18 protein-coding genes are annotated in these 16449 nt (G+C 71.4%); 10 read left to right on the forward strand and 8 right to left on the reverse strand.

What is annotated here, in order from left to right; genetic code table 11:
- Positions 1–59 precede the first annotated feature (59 nt).
- The gene (locus ELY19_RS11145) at positions 60–1289 is read left to right on the forward strand and encodes a low temperature requirement protein A (protein WP_126196258.1); all 1230 of its coding nucleotides are present in this window, start codon (positions 60–62) and stop codon (positions 1287–1289) included.
- Between the two features lie 145 nt (positions 1290–1434).
- On the opposite strand, the gene ELY19_RS11150 is transcribed toward ELY19_RS11145, so the two are convergent.
- A complete protein-coding gene (locus ELY19_RS11150) occupies positions 1435–2289 on the reverse strand; it encodes a polyphosphate kinase 2 family protein (protein ID WP_126196259.1) in 855 nt (284 codons plus the stop codon).
- Between the two features lie 170 nt (positions 2290–2459).
- Between ELY19_RS11150 and ELY19_RS11155 the strand changes: the two genes are divergently transcribed.
- The 5 genes from ELY19_RS11155 (at position 2460) to ELY19_RS11175 (ending at position 6214) form a co-directional block, all read left to right on the forward strand.
- The gene (locus ELY19_RS11155; RefSeq protein WP_126198798.1) at positions 2460–3683 is read left to right on the forward strand and encodes a DUF445 domain-containing protein; all 1224 of its coding nucleotides are present in this window, start codon (positions 2460–2462) and stop codon (positions 3681–3683) included.
- 85 nt (positions 3684–3768) lie between these two features.
- The gene (locus tag ELY19_RS11160) at positions 3769–4149 is read left to right on the forward strand and encodes a helix-turn-helix domain-containing protein (protein ID WP_126196260.1); all 381 of its coding nucleotides are present in this window, start codon (positions 3769–3771) and stop codon (positions 4147–4149) included.
- Positions 4146–4763 (forward strand): heparin-binding hemagglutinin, encoded by a 618-nt coding sequence (locus ELY19_RS23480; RefSeq protein WP_164711582.1) that lies wholly within the window; start codon positions 4146–4148, stop codon positions 4761–4763. Before ELY19_RS11160 ends, ELY19_RS23480 begins: the two co-directional genes overlap by 4 nt.
- 74 nt (positions 4764–4837) lie before the next feature.
- Positions 4838–5137, forward strand: a complete 300-nt coding sequence (locus ELY19_RS11170; protein WP_126196261.1) for a DUF2516 family protein — start codon at positions 4838–4840, stop codon at positions 5135–5137.
- 24 nt (positions 5138–5161) lie between these two features.
- A complete protein-coding gene (locus ELY19_RS11175; RefSeq protein WP_126196262.1) occupies positions 5162–6214 on the forward strand; it encodes an alpha/beta fold hydrolase in 1053 nt (350 codons plus the stop codon).
- Positions 6215–6302: 88 nt separating this feature from the next.
- Here ELY19_RS11175 and purU read toward each other — a convergent pair whose 3' ends face one another.
- Entirely contained in the window at positions 6303–7178 is an 876-nt protein-coding gene (purU, locus tag ELY19_RS11180; protein ID WP_126196263.1) for a formyltetrahydrofolate deformylase, read from the reverse strand.
- A gap of 7 nt (positions 7179–7185) precedes the next feature.
- Between purU and deoC the strand changes: the two genes are divergently transcribed.
- A complete protein-coding gene (deoC, locus tag ELY19_RS11185; RefSeq protein ID WP_126196264.1) occupies positions 7186–7902 on the forward strand; it encodes a deoxyribose-phosphate aldolase in 717 nt (238 codons plus the stop codon).
- Positions 7903–7996: 94 nt separating this feature from the next.
- On the opposite strand, the gene ELY19_RS11190 is transcribed toward deoC, so the two are convergent.
- The 6 genes from ELY19_RS11190 to ELY19_RS11215 all read right to left on the reverse strand — a co-directional run bounded on the left by ELY19_RS11190 (position 7997) and on the right by ELY19_RS11215 (position 13152).
- The gene (locus tag ELY19_RS11190) at positions 7997–9304 is read right to left on the reverse strand and encodes a cytochrome P450 (protein WP_227966736.1); all 1308 of its coding nucleotides are present in this window, start codon (positions 9302–9304) and stop codon (positions 7997–7999) included.
- On the reverse strand, positions 9301–10356 hold the full coding sequence (locus ELY19_RS11195; protein WP_126196265.1) for an LmeA family phospholipid-binding protein: 1056 nt from the start codon (positions 10354–10356) through the stop codon (positions 9301–9303). Before ELY19_RS11195 ends, ELY19_RS11190 begins: the two co-directional genes overlap by 4 nt.
- 17 nt (positions 10357–10373) lie before the next feature.
- A complete protein-coding gene (locus ELY19_RS11200; RefSeq protein WP_126198800.1) occupies positions 10374–11180 on the reverse strand; it encodes a carbon-nitrogen hydrolase family protein in 807 nt (268 codons plus the stop codon).
- Between the two features lie 126 nt (positions 11181–11306).
- Positions 11307–12092, reverse strand: coding sequence for a class I SAM-dependent methyltransferase (locus ELY19_RS11205; RefSeq protein WP_126196266.1), 786 nt, complete (start codon positions 12090–12092; stop codon positions 11307–11309).
- Positions 12093–12096: 4 nt separating this feature from the next.
- Positions 12097–12606, reverse strand: a complete 510-nt coding sequence (locus ELY19_RS11210; protein WP_126196267.1) for a DUF2505 domain-containing protein — start codon at positions 12604–12606, stop codon at positions 12097–12099.
- An 18-nt stretch (positions 12607–12624) separates the two neighbouring features.
- Entirely contained in the window at positions 12625–13152 is a 528-nt protein-coding gene (locus ELY19_RS11215; protein WP_126196268.1) for a DUF2505 domain-containing protein, read from the reverse strand.
- Between the two features lie 24 nt (positions 13153–13176).
- Here ELY19_RS11215 and ELY19_RS11220 point away from each other — a divergent pair, with 24 nt between their 5' ends.
- Genes ELY19_RS11220 through ELY19_RS11230 form a run of 3 tightly spaced genes read left to right on the forward strand, consistent with a single transcriptional unit; the run spans position 13177 to position 16257 of the window.
- Positions 13177–14250: a UDP-N-acetylmuramate dehydrogenase gene (locus ELY19_RS11220; protein WP_126196269.1), complete on the forward strand. Its 1074-nt coding sequence runs from the start codon at positions 13177–13179 to the stop codon at positions 14248–14250.
- A gap of 10 nt (positions 14251–14260) precedes the next feature.
- A complete protein-coding gene (locus ELY19_RS11225) occupies positions 14261–15445 on the forward strand; it encodes a L,D-transpeptidase (protein ID WP_227966743.1) in 1185 nt (394 codons plus the stop codon).
- Positions 15412–16257: a transglutaminase-like domain-containing protein gene (locus tag ELY19_RS11230; RefSeq protein WP_126196271.1), complete on the forward strand. Its 846-nt coding sequence runs from the start codon at positions 15412–15414 to the stop codon at positions 16255–16257. The genes ELY19_RS11225 and ELY19_RS11230 overlap by 34 nt, the downstream gene beginning before the upstream one ends.
- The last annotated feature ends 192 nt before the right edge of the window (positions 16258–16449 follow it).

The raw sequence follows: 16449 nt of genomic DNA on the forward strand, positions 1-16449 counted from the left end.
CTACGATGATCGACGTTTCGTGCGATCACGAAGACGCGGACGACGACCAGGAGATCTCAGTGACCGATGGACCGCCGGCGGTGCGCCGCCGCTTGACCCGGATGGCAGGGCGCGACCCCCACGAGGAGGGCCGCACGGCCACCACGCTGGAGCTGTTCTTCGACCTCACCTTCGTGGTGGTCTTCTCCCTCGCCGGGGTGCAGCTGGCCGACGCGATCGCGGAGGCGCACTACCTCACCGCGTTCCTGGGATTCGGGCTGTGCGCGTTCGCCGCGGTCTGGGCGTGGATCAACTTCACCTGGATGGCCTCGGCGTTCGACACCGACGACTGGCTCTTCCGCGCCGTGACCATGATGCAGATGATCGGCGTCTGCATCATGGCCCTCGGCGTCGAGCCGTTCTTCACGTCGATCACCGCGCACGAGCAGCCGAACAACACGGTGCTCGTGATCGGCTACGTCGTGATGCGCGTGGCGCTACTGGCGCAGTGGACCCGCGTGGCGATCTCCTCGCCGCAGTACCGCAAGGCCGCGGTCACGTACATCGTCGCGATCACCACCGCGCAGATCGGCTGGGTCTTCAGCGCCTTCGCTCCGCTCACGCTGACGCAGTTCATCGTCGTCGGCCTGATCCTGTTCGTGGTCGAACTCGGCGGCCCCGTCGTCGCGGAGACGCGGCGGCGCACGCCGTGGAACCCGCACCACATCGCGGAGCGCTACGGCCTGCTCACCATCATCACCCTCGGCGAGGGCGTGGTGGGCACCGTCGTGGCGCTGCAGGCCCTGCTCAAGGCCCAGGGCTGGAGCTTCGACATCGCCGTGCTCGGCGTCGCGGCGATGGTGCTCAACCTGTCCATCTGGTGGATCTACTTCTCCATCCCGGTCGGGCACGCGCTGGTCCGCGCTCCGAACAAGTGCTTCGCCTGGGGCTACGGGCACATGGTGATCTTCCTCGCGATCGCGGCGTTCGGCGCCGGACTGCACGTCGAGGCCCTGGGCATCTCGCACGAGGCGCACGTGAGCAACGTGGTAGTCGCGTCCGCGTTCGTCGTGCCGCTGGCCGTCGCGGTGCTCGGGATCGAGATCATGGACGCCTACCTCACCGGCTTCGACGGTCACCGCGCCGTCTCCGTGGGCATCACCCTCGCGCTCCTCGGCGCGGGCGTCGGGGCCGTGGCCGCCGGGGCGACGCCGCTGGCCGGCCTGGTGTGGAGCGCGCTCGCACTCCTGGTGCAGGTCGTCGTCGAGGAGCTGTGGTCCGGTAAGCGCCGGGCCGAGCGCCTGGCGTAGCGCTCCCTAGCGGGGCGGCGCACTCCCTACGTCCATGGACATGGGGAGTGCACGACTCGCCATGGCGCTGCACGCCCCGCTAGGGAGCGTCGACGGGGCCGGGCCCGCGCGGCCCGGCACGGTCGGACCCGACGGGGCGGAGCGGTCAGGCCTTCTCGAGTCGCGCCTTCTCGTGCTCGACGTCGAAGTCGGCGGGCGGCCAGTCGAGATTCAAGCCTTCGAGGGCCTCGATGAGCAGCTCGGTGATCGCGAGCCGGCTGAACCACTTCCGGTCGGCGGGGATGACGTGCCACGGCGCGCCGTCCGTGCTCGTGCGGTCCAGCACGGCCTGGTAGGCCTCCTGGTACTTCGGCCAGTAGCCGCGCTCGTCGATGTCGGCCGGGTTGTACTTCCAGTACTTGTCGGGGCGGTCGAGCCGCTCCGCGAGCCGCTTCTTCTGCTCGTCGAGGGAGACGAACATCGCGCACTTGACGATCGTGGTCCCGGCGGCGATGAGGTCGGCCTCGAAGTCGTTGATGATGTCGTAGCGCGGCTCCCACACGGCCGGGGGCACCAGGTCGTGCACGCGGACCACCAGCACGTCCTCGTAGTGCGAGCGGTCGAAGACGCCGATCTGCCCGCCCTGCGGCGTCTGCTTGTGGATGCGCCACAGGAAGTCGTGGGCCAGCTCCTCCTCGGTCGGCTTGCCGAAGGAGGCGGTCTTCACGCCCTGCGGGTCGACCATGCCGATCACGTGCCGCACGATGCCGCCCTTGCCGGCGGTGTCCATGCCCTGGAGCACCAGCAGCACCGAGCGGTGATCGCCCGAGCGGCCGTTGGCGTACAGCAGCTCCTGCAGCTCCGAGAGCCGCTCACCCCGCTCGGCGAGCAGCTTCTCCCCGAGGGCCTTGTCACCGTCGAAACCCGGCTTGCCCGAGGTGTCGATGTCCTGGACCGTGGCCCCCGGCTGCCAGCGCAGAGCTGCGGACGCGGAACCGGACCAACCGTTGTCGTTCGCCATGGAGTCACCCTATCCGGCGCGCGGCCCCGATCTTCGGGCAAGATCGACTCGTGACGGTGTCAGTTCCCGCGGGTTCCCCGCAGTCGTCCGGGGCCAGCTCCTCGCCCCGTGTCCCGGCGAGTCCGTTCGGCGGCACGCCCGACGAGCAGAAGAAGCGCGAGCTGCGCAAGATGAAGGCGCTGTCGCTCTCCTTCCTCATCGGCGCGGCGATCATCTACCTGTTCTGCGAGTACCTCGACACGAAGGGCTCGAACCTCCCCATGGCCGGGCCGTGGGTGGGCTACGTCAAGGCCGCGGCCGAGGCGGGCATGGTCGGCGGGCTCGCCGACTGGTTCGCGGTGACCGCGCTGTTCCGGCACCCCCTCGGCCTGCCGATCCCGCACACGGCGATCATCAAGCGCAAGAAGGACCAGCTGGGCGACGCGCTCGGCGGCTTCGTGGAGAGCAACTTCCTCACCCCCGAGGTGATCGCGGAGAAGGTGGGCTCGCTCGACCTGAGCGGCCGCGTCGCCAATTGGATGGCCGACCCCGACAACTCGCAGAAGCTCGGCGCCGAGGCGGCGAAGCTGGTCAAGGTGATGAGCGAGGTGCTGCGGGACGAGGACGTCGAGGCGGTGCTCAACTCGACCATCATCAAGCGGCTCGCCGAGCCCGAGTGGGGGCCGCCCATCGGGCGTCTGGTGGAGACGCTGCTGCAGGAGCAGCGCCAGCTGCCGCTGATCAACCTGCTCGCCGAGCGCGCCCACCACTGGGCCCTGGGCAGCCAGGGCGTCATCGACAAGATCGTGGACACCGACGGTCCGCAGTGGTCGCCCAAGTTCGTCAACTCGCTGCTGGGGGAGCGGATCTACCGCGAGCTCGTCGAGTTCACCTGGAAGGTGCGGAGCGATCCGGACCACGAGGTGCGCCAGGCGATGAGCACGTTCCTGTGGGACTTCGCCTCGGACCTCCAGCACGACCCGCGCACCATCGCCAAGGTCGAGGACGTCAAGGCCGAGCTCATGGGCCGCGAGGAGGTGCGCACCGCGGCGCAGGCGGCGTGGCGGGCCGCGAAGCGGATGATCGAGGCCTCCGTCGAGGACCCGGACTCCACGCTGCGGGAGAAGTTCAGCGAGTCGGCCGCCCGGTTCGGCGTGCGGCTGCGCGACGACCAGGCGCTGCGCGACAAGGTCGACTTCTGGGTCGACCGCTCGGTGCGGCACCTCGTCGAGAACTATGCGGGCCAGATCACATCGATCATCACGGACACCGTCGCGCGCTGGGACGCCGACGAGGCCTCCGACAAGATCGAGCTCGCCGTGGGGCGTGACCTGCAGTTCATCCGCATCAACGGCACCGTGGTCGGCTCGATCGCGGGCCTGGTGATCTACTCGATCACCCAGATCTTCTTCTGATTGGAATCACCCTGCTAGCAAACTGCTTGCAAGAGCTAGCACTAGCTGTTAGCGTGGAATCAGCCGCGCAGACGGGAGACCGGATATGACGAGCGACGAAGAGACTGTTGAGAATTCGGGATCTGACATCGGAGCGTTCATCCGGGCGCAGCGTCTCGCGGCGGAGGTGTCCATCCGGCAGCTGGCCGAGAGGGCGGGGGTTTCCAACCCGTACCTCAGCCAGATCGAGCGGGGGCTCCGACGACCGTCGGCCGACGTGCTCGGGCAGATCGCCAAAGCGCTGCGGCTCTCGGCGGAGGTGCTCTACGTCCAGGCCGGGATCCTCGAGGAGCGACCGGAATCCCCGGTGCGCGATGCGCTGATCGCGGACACGGCCATCAACGAGCGGCAGAAACAGGCTCTCCTCGACATCTACGAGAGCTTCTGCCGCGAGAACGAGACCGCATTGAAGGAGAACGTGCCATGACCGAGCAGAACACCCTCGAAGACCTGAAGACCCCCCTGTTCGCCGCTCTCGGCGCCGGTGACTACGCCTACGAGGCCGTCTCCGAGGTCGTCGAGAAGCTGCGCGCCGCCGCGACCGACGCGTCCAAGGACTTCCAGACCAAGGTCGAGGAGGCCCAGGCCAAGGTCGAGGAGGCCGCCGGCTCCGCGCAGACCAAGCTGACCGAGGCCAAGGACGGCCTGCCCAAGGACGTCGACGAGCTGCGCGCCAAGTTCACCGCCGACGAGCTGCGCAAGGTCGCCGCCGCCTACATCCAGGTCGCCACCGACATCTACGAGTCGCTCGCCGAGCGCGGCGAGACCGCCTTCGAGCGCCTCAAGGCCGGCTCCGTGATCGAGGACGCCACCGAGCAGGCCACCAAGGCCTACAACTCGGCCGTCGAGCTGACCGAGTCCTCGCTGGGCCAGGTCGCCACCGCCACCAAGCAGGTCGGCGAGCGCGCCGCCAAGCTGGTCGGCCGCGCGGGCGACGAGGCCGAGGCCGCCGCCGACAAGGCCGAGGCCGTCGTCGAGGAGACCACCGCGAAGGCCGCCACCGCGGTCAAGAAGGCGGCCCCCAAGAAGGCCGACGCCTGATCGTCACCCCTCTCCGCATCACCCCGGGCGCCCGGCGGCACTGCCGCCGGGCGCCCGACCTTTAGGCTGGTGTCATGGACGTCCTCCTCTACGGATTCGGCACCCTCAGTCTGCTCGCATCGCTCGTGGTCACGGTCGCGCTGCTCGCGACGGGGGCCTTCTGCCTCATTCACGCCCTGCGCGCACCGGCCGATGCCTTCACCGCCGCCGGCAAATGGCAGAAGAACTACTGGGTGATCACGCTGGTCGCCTGCGGGCTGCTCGTGCTGGCCGGCCTGAATTACATGGGGACGGTGATCGGCGCCGTCGGCATCCTGGTGTACCTGCTCGACGTGAAGCCGAAGCTCGACGAGATCCGCCGCCCGCGCTATTGAGTAATAGTTAGTAAGGTTGTTGGTATGAAGATCTCCAGGAAGCTCGTCGTCGGTGCCGCGGGCGCCCTCGGCGCCGGTGCCGCCGCCATCGCCGCGAGCGTCGCCGCCTACGCGCTGTCGTCCCCGGCGGAGCCGGCGAACGCCAAGCTGATCGAGGATTACGACGGCCCGCACACCGACGGTGTCGTCGTCTCCGGAGACGGCACCCGCCTGCACACCAGGGTGTGGGGGCCGGAGGACGGGCCGATCGCCGTGCTCATCCACGGCTGGACCTGCAATCTCACCAACTTCCCGCGGCAGGTCGAGCACCTCGTCGGCCGCGGCTACCGCGTCGTCGCTTACGACCAGCGCGGCCACGGCGAGTCCGAGGCGGGCGCCTTCGCGTTCTCCGCCGCCGTCCTCGCCGACGACCTGCACGCCGTCCTCGCCGCCCACGTGCCGGCGGGGAAGAAGGCGCTGCTCGTCGGCCACAGCATGGGCGCGATCACCATCATGGCCTGGGCCGACAAGTACACCGACGAGGTCGCCGAGCGAGCCCATCACGCGGTGCTCTCCTCGACCTACGCGCGCGACGCCGTCGCCGGCTTCGCCGGGGCCACCCCGCTCGCCGCGCTGCCGCGCGTCGCGCCGCGGTTCACGCAGAAGCTGGGCGACGCGGTGCTCGGCGCCAACGTCAAGGTCCGGCACAACCGCGTGCACACCGCCGTGATCCGGTACACCGCGCTGTGCGGTTACGCCTCCTACGGGGCGGTGAAGTACACCGAGGACATGGTCGCCTCCTGTCCGTCGGACGTGCGCGCCGAGTGGGGCCACGTGCTCGCGAACGTCGACGTGACCGCCGGCCTGCGCAAGATCACGATCCCCACGTCGGTCGCGGTCGGCCAGTTCGACCACCTCACCCCGCCCGCGGACGCCGACATCATCGCCGGCGAACTCCGCGTCGCCGGGAAGCTCGACCGCTTCGCCGTGATCCGCGACTCCGGCCACATGCTGCCCCTGGAGCAGCCCGAGAAGTTCAACGCCCTCCTGGACTCCATCCTCGACGGCCGCCCGGTCACCTCCGGGGCGCCGGAGTAGCGGCCCCGTCGGGAATTGAACACCGTTTCTGTACGGCGAAACCGCAGGTCGCGCAGGACAGAAACGGTGTTCAATCGCGGGGAGCGGGTCAGGAGAAGACGACGGTCTTGCGGCCGTGCACCAGCACCCGGTTCTCGAGGTGCCAGCGCAGGCCGCGCGCGAGCACGACCTTCTCGATGTCGCGGCCGCGCAGCACCATGTCGCTGGCCGCGTCGGCGTGGTCCACGCGCGCGACGTCCTGCTCGATGATCGGGCCCGCGTCGAGGTCCGCCGTCACGTAGTGGCAGGTCGCGCCGATCAGCTTCACGCCGCGCGCGAACGCCTGGTGGTACGGCCGCGCGCCGACGAAGCTCGGCAGGAAGCTGTGGTGGATGTTGATCGCCCGCCCGGCCCACGCCTCGCACAGCTCCGGCGGCAGCACCTGCATGAACCGCGCGAGCACCACGGCGTCGGGGTTCAGCGCATCGGTGAGTTCCGCGACGCGAGCGAAGGCCGCCGACTTGTCCTCGCCCGGACCGGGGAAGGGCACGTGGTGGAACGGGATGTCGAGCCGCTCCACGAAATCGCGCAGGTCCTCGTGGTTGCCGATCACCGCGGCGATCCGCGCGTTCAGCTCGCCCGTCGCCACCCGGCCGACGAGATCGTGCAGGCAGTGCCCCTCCTTGCTGACCAGCACCACGATGTCCCTCGGCTCCGCGCTGGAGGTCAGCCGCCACTCGGTCTCCGGGCCCAACTCGGCGACGACCTCGGACGCGAACCGCTCCCGCAGTTCGTCGAGCGGCACCGCCACACTGTCGGCGCGGACGGCCTGGCGGGTGAAGAACCAGCCGGAGTCCTGATCCGAGTGGTAGCCGGCCTCGACGATCCATCCGCCGACGTCGGCGAGGAAGGTCGAGATGCGCGCGACGATGCCGGTGGTGTCCGGGCAGCCGAGCGTGAGGACGTAGCGTGTATCGCGGGTCACGCCCGGTATCGTCTCAGACGTGCTCACCCGATCCGAAGTCGCCGCCCTCGTCGATCACACGCTGCTCAAGCCCGAGGCCACGGAGGCCGCGGCCGCCTCGGCCTACGCCGAGGGGCTGGACCTGGGCGTCTACGCCGTCTGCCTCTCCCCGTCGATGCTGCCGCTGCGCGCCGCGATCGACGCGCAGGCGGGCGCCGCGGAGACCGGGCGCCGCGCGCCGCAGCTCTGCGTCGTCGCGGGCTTCCCGTCCGGGAAGCACCACACCCTCATCAAGGCCGCCGAGGCGCGGATGGCGATCGAGGAGGGCGCGCACGAGGTGGACATGGTGATCGACGTCGGGCTCGCGCTCGCCGGCGAGCTGGACCGCGTGTTCTCCGACGTGCTCACCGTCCGTGAGGCCATCGGCGCCGACCCCGTGCTCAAGGTGATCGTCGAGTCCGCGGCGCTGCTCGAATTCGGCGACGCCGACCTGCTCACCGAGGTGTGCAAGCGGTCCGTCAAGGGCGGCGCCACCTTCGTCAAGACCTCCACCGGCTTCCACCCGTCGGGCGGCGCATCCGCGGAGGCGGTGTCGCTCATGCGCGCGGCCGTCGGGCCCGACGTGGGCGTCAAGGCCTCGGGCGGCATCCGCTCCGCCGAGGCCGCGCAGGAGATGATCGACGCCGGCGCGAACCGCCTCGGCCTCTCCGGCACCCGCGCCGTGCTCGCCGGCTTCCCGGAGTAGCGCTCGCGTCACCGGTCCGACGGTGCCGGCCCGGCCCGTCGGGCGGGACCACCCGCGGGACGCCGGCCACCGGCGGGACGCCGGCACCGTCGGGCTAGGCGAGCTTGGCGGGCAGCGACGCCCAGCCGTACAGCGTGGCGAGGCCGCGGTGCGTGCCCGGCCCGTCGAGCGCGAGGCCCGGGTAGCGCTCGAACAGCGCGGGCAGGGCGACGGCGCCCTCCATCCGGGCCAGCGCCGCGCCGATGCAGGCGTGGATGCCGTAGCCGAAGGAGACGTTCTTCTTCGCCTCGGGCCGCGCGACGTCGAACTCGTGCGGGCGGTCGAACACGGCCGGGTCGCGGTTCGCACCGGCCAGCAGCAGGGAGACGACGGTGCCCTCGGCGAACGCGACGCCCTCGATCTCGCCGGCCTCCCGCGCCACGCGCGCGGTGCGCTGGACGGGGCTGGAGTAGCGCAGGATCTCCTCGACCGCGTTCGGCCACAGCTCGGGTTCGGCGCGCAGCCGCTCCAGTTGCTCCGGGTGCTCGAGCAGCGCGACGATGCCGTTGCCGATGAGGTTCACCGTGGTCTCGAAGCCGGCGCCGATGAGCAGCGCCGCGTTCGTCACCAGCTCGCGGTCGGTCAGCTCGCCCGACGCGGCGAGCAGCGCGAACGGGTCGTCGGCGTCCGGGTTCGCGCGGACCCGCGCGAAGTGCGCGGTGAGGTAGTCGTCGAGGCCGCGCAGCGCGTCCTGCGCGCGCTTGTAGACGGGCCACGCGAGGCCCGTGTCCAGCAGCGGCGCCGCGGCCTCGCCCCACTCCAGCATGTACTCGTCGTCCGCCTCGGGCAGCCCCAGCAGCCGGCCGATCATCGTGACCGGGAGCCGGGCGGCGTAGCCGGTCACGAGGTCGGGTCGGGGGTCGGCGGCGAGCTCGTCGAGCAGCCGCTCGCTGACCTCCCGCGCGCGGTCGGTGAGCGTCGCGATCGCCTTCGGCGTGAACGTCCGCGCGATGGGGTGCCGGTAGGCCGTGTGCGCCGGGGGCTCGGTGACCAGCATCGACGGTGGCTCGACGGGGTTCGGCAGGCGCGGGTCCGTCCGGTCCAGGACCGGGATGAGCGGCCGCGGGAAGCCGAAGTCCCGCGGCTGGATGGTCGCGAACCGCGGATCGCGCAGGACCGCCCGGCACACCGCGTGGTCGGCCGTCGCCGCACCCACCTCGCTGCCGATGATCCGGCCCTGCTCCCGGATGCGGTCGAGCTGCGCGTACTGGCCGCCCGGCGCGCCGCGGTAGCCGAGGAGCAGTTCGGCCATGACGTCGCCGCGGGCGGCCCGCCGGGGGAGGGCGTAGCGCGGCAGGCCGTGCAGCACCGCCCAGCGGACCCGCAGCTGCAGGTCCGCGCGGGCGGCGCTCAGCGGGTTCACACGACCGAGCAGTTCGTGGCGCCGACGTCGGAGCCGCTCTCGATGTCCTTCGGCAGCACGTTCTGGCCGGAGTAGCGGAGCGAGATGCCCTCGTCGGTCATCTTCAGGTCGCTGGCGGTGAGGCCGTTCGGGGTCGGGATGTCGGCGACGGCGGTGATGAGCTGCTGCGCGAGGTCGTCGGGTACGCCGATGCCGAACACCGACGCCTTGCTCGCCGTGAGCACCACCTTGTTGTCCTTGATGGTGGGCTTGAGGTTCACCGTCACCGGGAGGATCACGGCCGTGCCGCTGATCTCGATCTGGTTGGCCGAACTGTTGAGGCTGACCTTGGGATCGGAGATCACGCCCGAGCTCACGACCTTGTTCTTGATGCCGTCGGCGGTGAACGTGCCGAGGATCGTCACGTCGTCGACCTTGTTGTCGCCGCTGGGCTCGACGCCCTTGAGCAGCAGGTGCGCGTTGAGGCCCGAGGTGCCCTGCATGCCGTCGATCTGGATGTCGATCGACGGGATCTTGCCGCTCGCGTTCTGGATCAGCATCGGGGTCTTCTCGAAGCTGACCTTCACGTCGGAGGCGCTGGTGCCCTTCTTGATGTTGTCGGCGAGGCAGCTCTGCACGTGGTTGCGGATGTACAGCTCGGAGCCGACGAGCAGGATCACGAGCACGGCGACGACGCCCGCCGCCGCCAGCCCGATGAGCTTGCCGGTGGACCGCTTCTTCGCCGGCGTGGCCGGGCCGCCCGGGCCGCCCGGGCCGCCCTGGCCCGACGGCCCGCCGGGCGGGACCTGGGTCGGCGGCACCGGGGGGACGGGGGGCTGCTGGCCGGGCTCGGGCCGTGCGTGCGCGCCCGAGGGGCGCGCCGCGGGCTCGATCGGCCGCGTGAGACCGTCCTGCGGCTGCGGAGCCTGAGGTGCCTGCGCCTGCGGCTGCTGCGGGTGCTGTGCCTGCGGGACCTGCGGGTGCTGTGCCGGCGGGACCTGCGGCTGCTGCGGTTGCGGGGCCTGCTGCGGCTGCTGACCGGGGTTCTGCGGGAAGTTCGGGTTCGTGTCCATCGGCGTTAGATTGTTCCTCATCCCTGGGTGGCGACGGTGAAGTCCCTGCGGTTGGCGAGCACGGGCAGCGTGGCCCGCACCTCGTCGACGCGCGCGAGCGGCAGGTCGACGACGATCTGTTCCGGCCCGTCGCCGGCGGAGGCGAGCACGGCACCGTCGGGCCCGACGGCGAGCGAGCCGCCCACCCCGCGCGGCGCGGTGCCGGGCTCCGGGTCGGACGGCCGCGCCTGGTCGACGGCGACGACGTAGGTGGTGGAGTCGAGCGCCCGCGCGCGGGCGAGCGTGGTGAAGGCGTCGAGCTTGCCCGGGCCGTCGCCCCACGACGCGGGCGCGACGATCACCCGGGCGCCGGCGTCGGCCAGCCCCTGATAGAGGGCGGGGAAGCGCAGGTCGTAGCAGGTGCTCAGCCCCACGGTGACGCCGGCGACGTCCACGAGGACGGCGCGCGCCCCGGGCTCCACGGTGCGGGACTCGGCGAAGCCGAAGGCGTCGTAGAGGTGGATCTTGTCGTAGGCGGCGCGGGTGCCGTCGGGGGCGGCGATGAGGAGGGTGTTGCGGACGCGACCGTCGGCGGCGGGGGTGAACATGCCGGCGACGACGTGCACGCCTGTGGCCCGTGCGAGGTCGGCGATGCGGGTGGCCCACGGGCCGTCGAGCGGCTCCGCCACGGGACCGAGCGGCACCCCGAACCGGCACATCGTGGCCTCGGGGAACACGGCGAGCGCCGCTCCCGCCGCGGCGGCGCGACGGAGGCCGTCCTCGACCAGCGCGGCGTTGGCCGCGGGATCGGTCGTGGCCTCGATCTGCGCCAGCGCGACGGTCAGCGATGTCATGCGCACCACACTACTGACTCGTGCTCGATAAGGTTCCGCGCTCACGATGTCGACGTCCGCGGCCTTGGAGGTGCGTCAGAACACCTGCGCAGCGCCGGACGTCGACATCGTGAGCCGCTACGGCGCGACCAGGTGCCAGTCGACCGTGAGCACGTTGTCGCGGACCGGCCGGCGCGGCGCGCGGGCCGCGCCGTCGGTGCGGGCGGCGAGCGCGGCGGCCGCGGCCCGCCAGCGCACCCGGTTGCCGTACGGCGCGTAACCGGCGGCGTGATCCCAGCACTCGTCCGCCAGCGCCAGCAGCGTGTGGATCCGCTCGCCGGGCACGTTGTGGTGGATCAGCGCCTTGGGCAGCCGCTCGGCCAGGTCCGACGGGTGCTCGCTGTACCCCGGATGCCAGGCCAGGGTCAGGGTGCGCGGCCCGGACCGGTCCAGCGTGAGCCAGCAGCACCGCCGGCCCAGTTCGTCGCAGGTGCCCTCCACGAAGACGCCGCCCGGCGCGAGCCGCCCGACGACCGTCGCCCAGGCGTCGGCGACCTCGGATTCGTCGTACTGCCGCAGCACGTTGAAGGCGCGCACCAGGTTCGGGCGCAGCCCGGCGAGCTCGAAGCCGCCGCGGGCGAACTCCACGCCGTCGCGGCCCGGGACCACGCGGGCGGGGTCGATCTCCAGGCCCGTGACCCGCACGGCCGGGTTGATCCGGCGCAACCAGGCCGCCCATTCGAGGGTGGTGTTCGGGCGGGCGCCGTAGCCCACGTCGACGGCCAGCGGCGACGGTCCGCCGAGCGCGGCCGACACCGCGGGGGAGTGCACCGACCAGCGGTCGCTGCGGCGCAGCCGGTTCAGGCCCGTGGTGCCGCGGGTGATCCGCCCCTCGGGCTGCCCGGCCCGCCCCTCCGGCGGCACGGGATCAGGCGTTCTTGTCGACCCAGTACTTGAGGTACTCGGCCTCCGCGCGGAACAGGTCCACGAGGTTGATGAGGATGAGCTGCTCCAGCTTGGTGCCCACGAACGGCACGAACACCTTCACCACGGTGGTGTAGCGCATGGTGCAGCCGGTCTCGGTGTTGAACAGCGACGCCTCGCCCTTGAGGGAGCCGGGGCCCGCGGGGATCGACGCCTTGTAGTCGCCGATCGAGTTCTCGCCGTCCCACGCGCCGTAGAACTCCTCGCGCGTGATGATCATGTCCTTCTTCACGACGCCCTGCGCGATCGGCGGCAGGTACTCGTGCGGCAGGTTCTGCTTCTGGACGACCGTGATGCCCTCGTCATCGACGTCGAACTCGGTGAGCTCCGACAGCGGGGTGAGGTTGCGGAAGTCGGTCATCTTCTCGGTCCAGTACTCCTTGTTCGAGTACGCGGAGTAGAAGACCTCGGCGGGGAACGGGAAGCGCGCCGAGTAGCTGAGACGTCGTGCCATGTGGGGAAACCTTACCGGTCAGGGATGCTCCGCGATCCACTGCAGGGTGAAGTCCCGCTCGCTCTCCATGAGCTCCTGCAGGTTCTCGACCACCAGCGACTCGACCTTCTTCGCGACGAACGGGATCGACACGCTGGCCTCGCCGTCCGCGGTGATGCGGGCGGACGCGCCGTCCGAGCCGGGCCCCGCCTCCAGCACGGCGGTCCCCGACAGCTGCGCCGGGACGCCCTGGATCTCGGCCGAGAAGCGGCCCTCACAGCGGGTGCCGTCGAACGGGCCCCACTCCTCGAGGCGGTGGATCTCCAGCCCGCCGGGGCGGATCGCGGTCACCACGGGCGGAAGCTTGTCCTCGCCGATCACGTGCACCACCAGCACGCGCACCGAGCGCCCGGTGCCCTCGCCGGTGATGGACAGCTCCGCGACGCGGGCGCCCTCACCGCCGACCTCGGCCACGCGGGCGGGCCAGTACGCATCGTCGGTGAACGCGGCGTGCAGCGCGGCCGGACTGGTGGCGTAGTCGAGCGAGCGCTCGAGACGGGTGGTCATGAGGAGACACGTTACCGTTGCGGGGTGCCTGAACTGCTATCGGAGTTGACCACGCTGCGCTTGGGCGGCCCCGCCCGCGCCTACCTGCGTTGCGATTCCGCCGCCGCCGTCGCCGAGGCGGTCGCGCGCTGCGACGCGGCGGGCGAGCCGGTGCTGCTGGTCGGCGGCGGGTCCAACCTGGTGATCGCCGACGCGGGCTTCGACGGGACCGTCGTGCACCTCGCGCACGACACGGTGACGATCGACGGGACCGTGCTCACCGCCGACGCCGGCGCGGTCTGGGACGACGTCGTCGCCGCCTCCGTCGAGGCCGGGCTCGGCGGCCTCGAATGCCTCTCCGGCATCCCGGGTTCCGCAGGCGCGACGCCGGTGCAGAACGTCGGGGCGTACGGCGTCGAGGTGTCCGCCTGGCTCGACGCCGTCGAGCTGTACCACCGCGCCACCGGCGAGACCGCGTGGGTCGTGCCGGAGACGCTGGCCCTCGGCTACCGCACGTCGCGCCTCAAGCAGCACGAGGCCCCGGGCGCCGCCGGCTCCGGCCCCGCTGACGTCGTGCTGCGCGTGCGGTTCGCCCTGACCGACGGTGCCTCCGCCCCGATCCGATACGGCGAACTCGCCCGTTCCCTCGGTGTCGAGGCGGGCGGCACCGTCGACCCCGCGGACGCGCGCCGCGCCGTGCTCGACCTGCGCCGCGGCAAGGGCATGGTGCTCGACCCGGCCGACCACGACACGTGGAGCGTCGGATCCTTCTTCACCAACCCCGTCGTGCCGGCCGCGACCGCCGAAGCGACGGTCCGGCGCATCGAGGAGTCGACCGGCGAGACCACGCCGCAGTACCCCGCGCCCGACGGGGTGAAGCTCTCCGCGGGCTGGCTGATCGAGCGGGCCGGGTTCCGCAAGGGCTACGACGGCGGCCGCACCGGCGTCTCGCTGTCGACGAAGCACACCCTCGCGCTCACCAACCGCGGCACCGGCACGACGGCCGAGCTGCTCGCGCTCGCGGGCGAGGTCCGCGATGGGGTGTTCGCCCGGTTCGGTGTCGAGCTGCGGCCCGAGCCCGTGCTCGTGGGGGCGGAGCTTCCCCCGCTGCGCCAGTAGAATTCATACAGTGTTCGACTTCTTTCGTGCGCCGGTGCGTCGGCGCGCCTTCCTCGGTGGTGCCGCGGCGACGGTGGCCGTCGCCGCGGCGGCCTGCACCCGTGACGGCGGCATCGGTGAGACCAGGGCCGATGCCCCCACCTTCGAGTACGCGCCCGCGGCCGGTCAGCGGATCGGCCCCCGCGACACCGTCTCCGTGCGCGTGCGGGGCGGCACCTTCCGTCCGGGCGTGGCGCTGACGAACGTCCAAACGGGCAAAAAGGTCGAACTGACCGCGTCGCCCGACGGTGTGACCTATTCGACGGCCGAGCCCCTCGGCTTCGGCGCCACCTACCGCTGGTCCGGGGCCGCCGACGGCGAGGGCGGCACCTGGTCGAGCCTCGACGGCGAGGTCGCGGTGGTCTCGCCCGACGCCACGATGTCGGTCCAGGTCAACATCGCCGACGGCGCCGAGGTCGGCATCGCCGCCCCGCTCATCCTGAAATTCGCGGGCACCGTCGAGGACAAGGCCGCCGTCGAGAAGGCCCTCGAGATCACCACCACCCCGCACACCGAGGGGGCCTGGGCGTGGCTGCCCGAGGACAACGGCTCCCGCGCCCACTGGCGGCCGCGCGAGTACTACCGGCCCGGCACCAAGGTGTCGATGAACGCGAAGCTCTACGGCCTCGACCACGGCGGCGGGCAGTACGGCGCCAGCGACGTGACCAGCGACTTCGTGGTCGGGCGTTCGCAGATCGTGAAGGCCTCCGCCCCGTCGCACCGGATCCGGGTGATGCGCGGCGACCAGGTGTACCTCGACCTCCCGTGCTCCTACGGTGAGGGCGACCTCCCGCGCAACGTGACCCGCTCGGGCATCCACGTCGTCAGCGAGAAGCACGAGGACTTCGCCATGTCCAACCCCGCCGCGGGGTACTTCAACGTGCGCGAACGGTGGGCGGTCCGGATCTCCAACAACGGCGAGTTCATCCACGCCAACCCGCAGACCGTCGGGAACCAGGGCGCCTCGAACGTCACCAACGGCTGCATCAACCTCTCTCTCGAGGACGCGCAGCGCTACTTCGAGAGCGCACTGTTCGGGGACCCGGTGGAGGTCACCGGCACGTCGATCCCGCTGTCGGAGGCCGACGGTGACATCTACGACTGGACCCTAGACTGGCCGACGTGGCAATCGATGTCGGCGCTGTCGAAGAACTAGTGGTCCCCGGCGCGCGGAGGATGTCCGCGCGGGTGGCGTGCACCGTGCTCGCCCCCACGGTGCTGGAGTATCAGGCGACCGTCGCGCGGGTGCCGGGCCTGCAGGTGCAGGAGTCGCTCGCCGTCACGCTCGACGGTGCGCCCCTGCCGGTGCACGAGGTCGTCGGGCCGCACGGCGGGCGGATCCACCGGGTCGACGCCGGGGCGGGGGCCGTGCTGCTGGAGTACCACGCGCAGGTCGCCGGCTTCGCGGCGCCGGAGCCGGTCGACGAGTACCTGCGGTCGCTGTACCTGCGGCCGTCGCGGTACTGCGAGGTCGACCGGTTCTACGGCTACGCCGCGAAGCAGTTCGCGGGCGTGACCGGAGATGCACAACGTGCTGTGGCGGTGCGGGAGTTCGTGGCGAATCGGCTCGACTACCTGCCCGGAGCCAGCCGCTCCGTCGACGGTGCCTCCGACACCCTGCTCGCCTCCGCCGGCGTGTGCCGCGACTACGCGCACCTGACGATCGCGCTGCTCCGCGCGCTGAAGCTGCCCGCCCGGATGAGCGCCGTCTTCGCGCCCGGGTGCGATCCGATGGACTTCCACGCCGTCGCCGAGGTGATGGTCGACGGCCGCTGGTGGGTCCTCGATGCGACCGGCCTCGCGCCGCGCGCCGCGATGGTGCGGATCGCCACCGGCCGTGACGCCGCCGACATCGCCTTCCTCGACAATCACGGCGGCTCCATCCGCTTCGACCGCTTGACGGTGACCGCCGAATCCGCGGCGCCCCTGCCCGCCGACGACCCGTACGCGCTCATCCCCATCGCCTGAGCTGCGCGGGCTGCCACTCGGAGGGGCGGTGGTGCCGCGCGAGAGCCATGCGCGCGACGCATGCCTGGTGAACTCACAGGTCAACTCTTGTTTCTGAGCGCAGGTCGTCCGCCCGGCGCCGCATGTCTGCGCCCGCAGGAGGTACGTGGCTTCGGGTGGACGGAACGCGGCGCGCATGGCCTGCCCGCAGAC

It is taken from the genome of Tsukamurella paurometabola (assembly GCF_900631615.1).
GTDB classification, from domain to species: domain Bacteria; phylum Actinomycetota; class Actinomycetes; order Mycobacteriales; family Mycobacteriaceae; genus Tsukamurella; species Tsukamurella paurometabola_A.

Bases quoted from the DNA above. Each gene is read 5' to 3' on its own strand.
- ELY19_RS11150 (WP_126196259.1), bottom strand. From the start codon at position 2,289: ATGGCGAACGACAACGGTTGGTCCGGTTCCGCGTCCGCAGCTCTGCGC.
- ELY19_RS11155 (WP_126198798.1), top strand. From the start codon at position 2,460: ATGAAGGCGCTGTCGCTCTCCTTCCTCATCGGCGCGGCGATCATCTAC.
- ELY19_RS11160 (WP_126196260.1), top strand. From the start codon at position 3,769: ATGACGAGCGACGAAGAGACTGTTGAGAATTCGGGATCTGACATCGGA.
- ELY19_RS23480 (WP_164711582.1), top strand. From the start codon at position 4,146: ATGACCGAGCAGAACACCCTCGAAGACCTGAAGACCCCCCTGTTCGCC.
- ELY19_RS11170 (WP_126196261.1), top strand. From the start codon at position 4,838: ATGGACGTCCTCCTCTACGGATTCGGCACCCTCAGTCTGCTCGCATCG.
- ELY19_RS11175 (WP_126196262.1), top strand. From the start codon at position 5,162: ATGAAGATCTCCAGGAAGCTCGTCGTCGGTGCCGCGGGCGCCCTCGGC.
- ELY19_RS11195 (WP_126196265.1), bottom strand. From the start codon at position 10,356: ATGGACACGAACCCGAACTTCCCGCAGAACCCCGGTCAGCAGCCGCAG.
- ELY19_RS11210 (WP_126196267.1), bottom strand. From the start codon at position 12,606: ATGGCACGACGTCTCAGCTACTCGGCGCGCTTCCCGTTCCCCGCCGAG.
- ELY19_RS11215 (WP_126196268.1), bottom strand. From the start codon at position 13,152: ATGACCACCCGTCTCGAGCGCTCGCTCGACTACGCCACCAGTCCGGCC.